5 protein-coding genes and 1 pseudogene are annotated in these 5,413 nt (G+C 47.1%); all 6 read right to left on the bottom strand.

What is annotated here, in order from left to right:
* Positions 1–858: rod shape-determining protein RodA (rodA, locus tag AC4E7D_RS08525; RefSeq protein WP_490173382.1), on the bottom strand; the 858-nt coding region annotated here is incomplete at its 3' end.
* The gene (locus tag AC4E7D_RS08520) at positions 848–2,716 is read right to left on the bottom strand and encodes a peptidoglycan D,D-transpeptidase FtsI family protein (protein WP_490173381.1); all 1,869 of its coding nucleotides are present in this window, start codon (positions 2,714–2,716) and stop codon (positions 848–850) included. The genes rodA and AC4E7D_RS08520, both read right to left, overlap by 11 nt.
* The gene (locus AC4E7D_RS08515) at positions 2,713–3,222 is read right to left on the bottom strand and encodes a rod shape-determining protein MreD (protein WP_490173380.1); all 510 of its coding nucleotides are present in this window, start codon (positions 3,220–3,222) and stop codon (positions 2,713–2,715) included. Before AC4E7D_RS08515 ends, AC4E7D_RS08520 begins: the two co-directional genes overlap by 4 nt.
* Positions 3,209–4,030, bottom strand: a complete 822-nt coding sequence (gene mreC / locus AC4E7D_RS08510) for a rod shape-determining protein MreC (protein WP_490173379.1) — start codon at positions 4,028–4,030, stop codon at positions 3,209–3,211. Before mreC ends, AC4E7D_RS08515 begins: the two co-directional genes overlap by 14 nt.
* Before the next feature lie 70 nt (positions 4,031–4,100).
* A complete protein-coding gene (locus AC4E7D_RS08505) occupies positions 4,101–5,129 on the bottom strand; it encodes a rod shape-determining protein (protein WP_490173378.1) in 1,029 nt (342 codons plus the stop codon).
* A gap of 60 nt (positions 5,130–5,189) precedes the next feature.
* Positions 5,190–5,413, bottom strand: a pseudogene (locus AC4E7D_RS08500) (bifunctional phosphoribosylaminoimidazolecarboxamide formyltransferase/IMP cyclohydrolase); the annotation flags it as partial.

Here is a 5,413-nt window from a genome sequence, read left to right as displayed (position 1 = left end):
ATTGTATCCGATGGTTTTCCGGATCTTATCCAGCTTCTCCGGGTCTTTTTCAAGTCGCAACCACAGGCTGAACCGATCCCGGTGCCTTTGTTCAAATACATGGTTGTAGACCAGGTTAACGGAAAGTGAAAAACCAATGGCAACCACATAGAAAAGGACAAGGGGCACTGTGGGTACTTTAAAGGAGGCCCTTTTTACGAGCAGGAATAAAGTAATCAATAAAGCCAGCCCTATGGCCATCCAGGCCGTCCCGAACATTAAGGTGGTGATAAAAATCACAATGGTAAGCAGGGCCAGCCACAGGTAGTACAGGGGTAATCCTTCCCGGAACATCACAAAAATAAGCGCAGAAAAGACCAGCGCACTGCCCGGGTCGGGTTGCGGTATGATCAGGATCATGGGCACCAGGATGATCAGGAAGGCAAACAGCTGATGTTTCCTCTTTTTGATATCCGTTTGAATATCACTAAGGTATTTGGCGAGTGCCAGGGCCGTTGCGAATTTCGCGAGTTCTGAAGGCTGTAGATTAAAGAATCCCAGGTCGTACCAGGAGGTGGCTCCGGCGATAGTCTTGCCAAAAACAAAGAGGCCCAGGAGCAGGATTATCACAATGATGTAAATGAGGCTGGCAAATCGCTCATAAAGGGAGGCTTCCAATGCCAGCAGTACGATTATGGTAACCAGGCTTACCCCGATAAAGAAAAGCTGCTTTCCGTAGAGCTGACTTAAATCCAATAGTGAACTGCCCTCATCGGTAAGCGTGGTGGAATAGATGTTCACCCATCCGATGGCGACCAGCATCAGGAATAAAAATATCGTAAGCCAGTCGATCCGTCGAAGTACGTTCCTACCAAACATACTCGTTTATCTTGAATTCTTCCCCACTGTACGGCTTAGCGTACTCATGCTCAAGTGTCTTTTCCAGCATTCGTTTTTCAAGGTCTTTCCTGGTGATTTCCCCTTTGAGGTATTTTTCTATGAGCAGGGAAGCGATATGGCCTGCATACCGGGCTCCGTAGTATCCGTTTTCGATATAAACGGCCAGGGCTATTTTTGGGTTCTGCACAGGGGCAAATGCTACAAACACGGAGTGGTCTGTTAACTGTGTCTTTACCCCGTTGATCCTGGTGAAATTTTCTACCGTTCCCGTCTTTCCGGCAATGTCGATGCCGGGAATCTTCAGCCATTTGGCCGTACCAATTTTATATACATTGGCCATCCCGTTGATTACAGGCTCAAAATGCTGGGGATCAATGGTGGTGTACTTCCGCTCTGTGAATTTTGGAATTTCAACATCTTCCCCGGAAATTTTTTTGATCAGGTGGGGGGTGTAAAAATACCCCCGGTTGGCAATGGCCGCTGTCATATTGGCGAGTTGAATCGGAGTAGCCGCTACTTCTCCCTGCCCGATGGAGTTCGATATGATAAATGAGGAAGACCAGCGATTGTCCCCGTAAACCCGGTCATAATATTCTTTGGAAGGAATCCTTCCAGGCCTTCCCGTGGGGAGGTCGTACCCCAGGTAATTACCCAGGCCAAAACTTTTCATATGTTTCTCCCAAACATCCATACCTTCGTCTGTAGTGGTATAGTTGTCATAGATCCGCCTGAAAGTACCTGCAAAATAGGCGTTACAAGACTCGTATATGCCACTGATCATATTGCGGACACCGCCCCCGCAGTGGCATCCCCTTAGCACATTCCCCACATAAAAGCCGTTATAACAACGGAATGTGGTTTCTGGCTGTATCACCCCTTCCTGCAGGGCCACCAGGGCATTGAGGATCTTAAAAGGCGAGCCTGGTGAAGGCTCTGCCAGAATTGCCCTGTCCCACGTAGGTTTTGAGATGGTATCATAATGTAGTTTGGTGTAGTTCCTGGAACGCTGTCGCCCTACCAGCAGCGCCGGGTCATAGGTTGGTCCCGAAATCAGGGTAAGGATTTCTCCAGAACTGGGTTCAATGGCCACAATGCCCCCTCTCTTACCAACCATTAGGCGCTCCCCGTATTCCTGCAGCTCCTTATCCAGGCTTATGTGAATTTCTTCCCCCTGCTTGGGAAGGGTATCTAAGTCGCCACCCTTGTAAGGACCGATGTCCCTGTTAAAGCGGTCTTTTTGTATGTATTTCACACCTTTCCTCCCCCTGAGGATTTCTTCGTATTGCTTTTCAATACCTGTCCTGCCTGTGAGTTCTCCCTGCACATAGTAGGGGTTTTTCTGTAGGTCCGTTTCATTGACCTCACTGATATAGCCCAGGACATTGGCCGCACTTTTGGTGTCATAGTAACGCAGGGACCGTTTTTGAATGTAAAAGCCTTCGTACTTCCGCATTTTTTCCTGCAGACGGGCATAATCTTCTTTGGATAATTGGGGCACAAGTACACTGGGAAGCCGGGGGGAGTAACGTCTGGCTTTTACCAGGCGATCTACAAATTTTGCTTTCTCAATGCCTAGTAAAGAACAAAACTCCAGGGTGTCCAGGGGTTGCACCTCCCTTGGGATGACCATGACATCATAAGCGGGCTGGTTCGCTACCAGGAGTTTTCCATTGCGGTCGTAGATATAACCCCGTTCCGGATAGTCATATATGGTTTTTATCGCCGGGTCCTCCAACACCAGGTCAGATGTGGTGCTGAATAGCTGCAAATAGGATAACCTTATTATGAAGGTTGCCCCGATGAGCACGATTATGGAGGATAATAAAAACTTTTTCATTCTTTGCTAGGACTAAAAAGCGAACTGAGCAACAAGCACAAAATTATGGTACCAAGTGAGTTAAACACCACTTTTTTCAAAATTAAAAGCAAATTGGACAAACTAAAAATTTCCAGTGTAAAGAATATGGTGTGGTGTACCAAAATTAATAACGCCAAAAACGTGAATTGTTGTGCACGTGTGGTATTGGAAAGTCGGAAGCTTTGAAACTCGTAGTTCACCCCAAAGACAAAACGCATCACGGCCGGACGAAGATAGGCTATGGTCACGGTTGCAGCTGAATGCAGTGCCAGGGTGTCTGAGAAGAGGTCGATTACAAAGCCCAGCAGAAAACCGAGTCCAATAAAAAGCATGCGGTTCTCCTTGATAGGATACCAGAAGAGGAACAGGATGTACACCATGGGGTTGATAAAACCAAGGAAGTTCATCTGGTTGAACACCAGGACCTGGACCATCACCAACAGTATAAACCGCAGGGCATTAATGAAATAGCTATTCCGCATCATCTTCTACGGTTGATTGTAATTCCAGGATTTCAGGTCGGTCTACATTCTCAATGACGTAGACATTGCTGATATTGGTCATGTCATTAAACAGGGCCACTTCGATCTGATAAAAACTCTTTGATACATTCAGATCGAACTTTTTTATCACCCCAATTGGGACATTTTCCGGAAAAATGCTGGACATGGCACCAGTGACAATGGTGTCCCCAACCATAAGTTGCACCAGCCGGGGAATATCCTCCAGTTGAACACGGTCATATCCCGATCCGTCCCAGGTAAGGGAACCGAAATAATCAGTGTTCTTGATCTTAGCATTGATGTTGGAATTGGTGTTGAGGATGCTCTGAACAACAGCATAGTTTTTGGAGCTCGCTTCTACGATACCCAGGATGCCTTTTGCGGTTATGACCCCCATATCCTGACGGATTCCCTGTCGCTCCCCCTTGTCAATCGTAATATAGTTCTTCAGGTTGCCATAGCTGTTCTTGATCACACGGGCAGGGGTGATGCGGTAACGGACATCAGCAGCATCCAGCTCCATGGTATCCGGAATGCCGTAATTGAACAGCAACTGATATAAGCCCGTGTTTTCTTCTATCAGGTCCCGGTTATCAGAGCGCAACCTAAAATATTCAGAAATATTATTGGACGTCTTGTAGAGGTTTCCGGAAAGTCGGTTTGCAGAATTAAAGAAAATAGACTGGTGGTAGGAATGGGCTTTAATCGTGAGGAACAGGGAAATTAGTAATAGCAACAAAAACAACAGGGTGGTTTTGAACCGGATTATAAAGTTGATAATCTGTTGCATTCACTTTCCCTATTGGTGCAGGTTAAACGATCTGAAATGCAGGTCAGGATTCCAATCCTCTTTTCCCTGCTTATTTGATAAGGATACTCTTGTAGCGTTCCAGGTTTTTCAAGGCTATCCCCGTTCCCCGTACTACGGCTCGCAAAGGATCCTCAGCAATGTATACCGGGAGGTCGGTCTTCTGTGATAGCCGCCGGTCTAAGCCGCGCAACATAGAGCCACCCCCTGCAAGATATATCCCAGTATTATAGATGTCAGCTGCCAGTTCTGGCGGAGTTTGAGACAGGGTTTCCATCACGGCGTCTTCCACGCGCAGGATAGACTTGTCCAGGGCTTTAGCAATCTCCCTGTACGAAATGGAGACCTGTTTGGGCTTACCAGTTAGCAGGTCCCTTCCCTGTACAGACATCTCGTCTGGCGGCGACTGCAGGTCTTCTGTTGCGGAACCGATCTGGATCTTGATATTTTCGGCAGTACTTTCCCCTACATAGAGGTTGTGCTGGGTCCGCATGTAATAAATGATATCATTGGTGAATACGTCACCTGCGATCTTTACTGATTTGTCGCATACAATTCCACCCAGGGCAATAACCGCAATCTCTGTAGTTCCCCCACCGATGTCCACGATCATGTTTCCCTTGGGCTGCATAATGTCTAATCCGATCCCTATGGCGGCCGCCATAGGTTCATGGATGAGGTATACTTCCTTGCCATTCACCCGTTCGGCGGATTCCTTGACGGCACGCATTTCCACTTCCGTTATTCCTGAAGGGATACAGATCACCATCCGTAATGCAGGAGGGAACCATTTCTTCTTAAGGGCCGGGATGTTCTTGATGAACATATTGATCATCTTCTCGGAGGCATCAAAATCCGCGATCACCCCGTCTTTTAAAGGACGGATGGTCTTGATATTTTCATGGGTCTTCCCCTGCATCATATTCGCCTCCTTACCCACGGCAATGATCTTACCGGTAATGCGGTCCCTGGCTACAATAGAAGGGCTGTCCACTACTACCTTGTCGGCGTGGATGATAAGAGTATTCGCCGTACCCAGGTCGATGGCGATCTCCTCAGTTAAGAAATCAAAGAATCCCATTAAAAACTAATTATTTCCCTTTCGATGATCGGGTGTATTTCATCGATAAAAATAGTAAAATTAATGCTTAAAATGACGTGTCCCTGTCATTACCATTGAAATTCCGTTGGCATTGCAATAATCGATGCTCAGTTGGTCTTTGATGGAACCTCCTGGCTGTATCACACTCGTGATACCACTTTTATGTGCGATTTCCACGCAGTCCGGAAATGGGAAGAAAGCATCGCTCGCCATTACGGCACCCTGCAGTTCGAAGTCAAAGGATTGCGCCTTATGGATGGCCT

It is taken from the genome of Lentiprolixibacter sp. (assembly GCF_982873095.1).
Note: the sequence above shows the minus strand (reverse complement) of the source record. Positions and strands in the feature narration are given on the sequence as shown.

Excerpts from the sequence above, each read along its gene's own strand:
- AC4E7D_RS08520 (WP_490173381.1), bottom strand. The coding sequence starts at position 2,716 with ATGAAAAAGTTTTTATTATCCTCCATAATCGTGCTCATCGGGGCAACC.
- AC4E7D_RS08515 (WP_490173380.1), bottom strand. The coding sequence starts at position 3,222 with ATGATGCGGAATAGCTATTTCATTAATGCCCTGCGGTTTATACTGTTG.
- mreC (WP_490173379.1), bottom strand. The coding sequence starts at position 4,030 with ATGCAACAGATTATCAACTTTATAATCCGGTTCAAAACCACCCTGTTG.
- AC4E7D_RS08505 (WP_490173378.1), bottom strand. The coding sequence starts at position 5,129 with ATGGGATTCTTTGATTTCTTAACTGAGGAGATCGCCATCGACCTGGGT.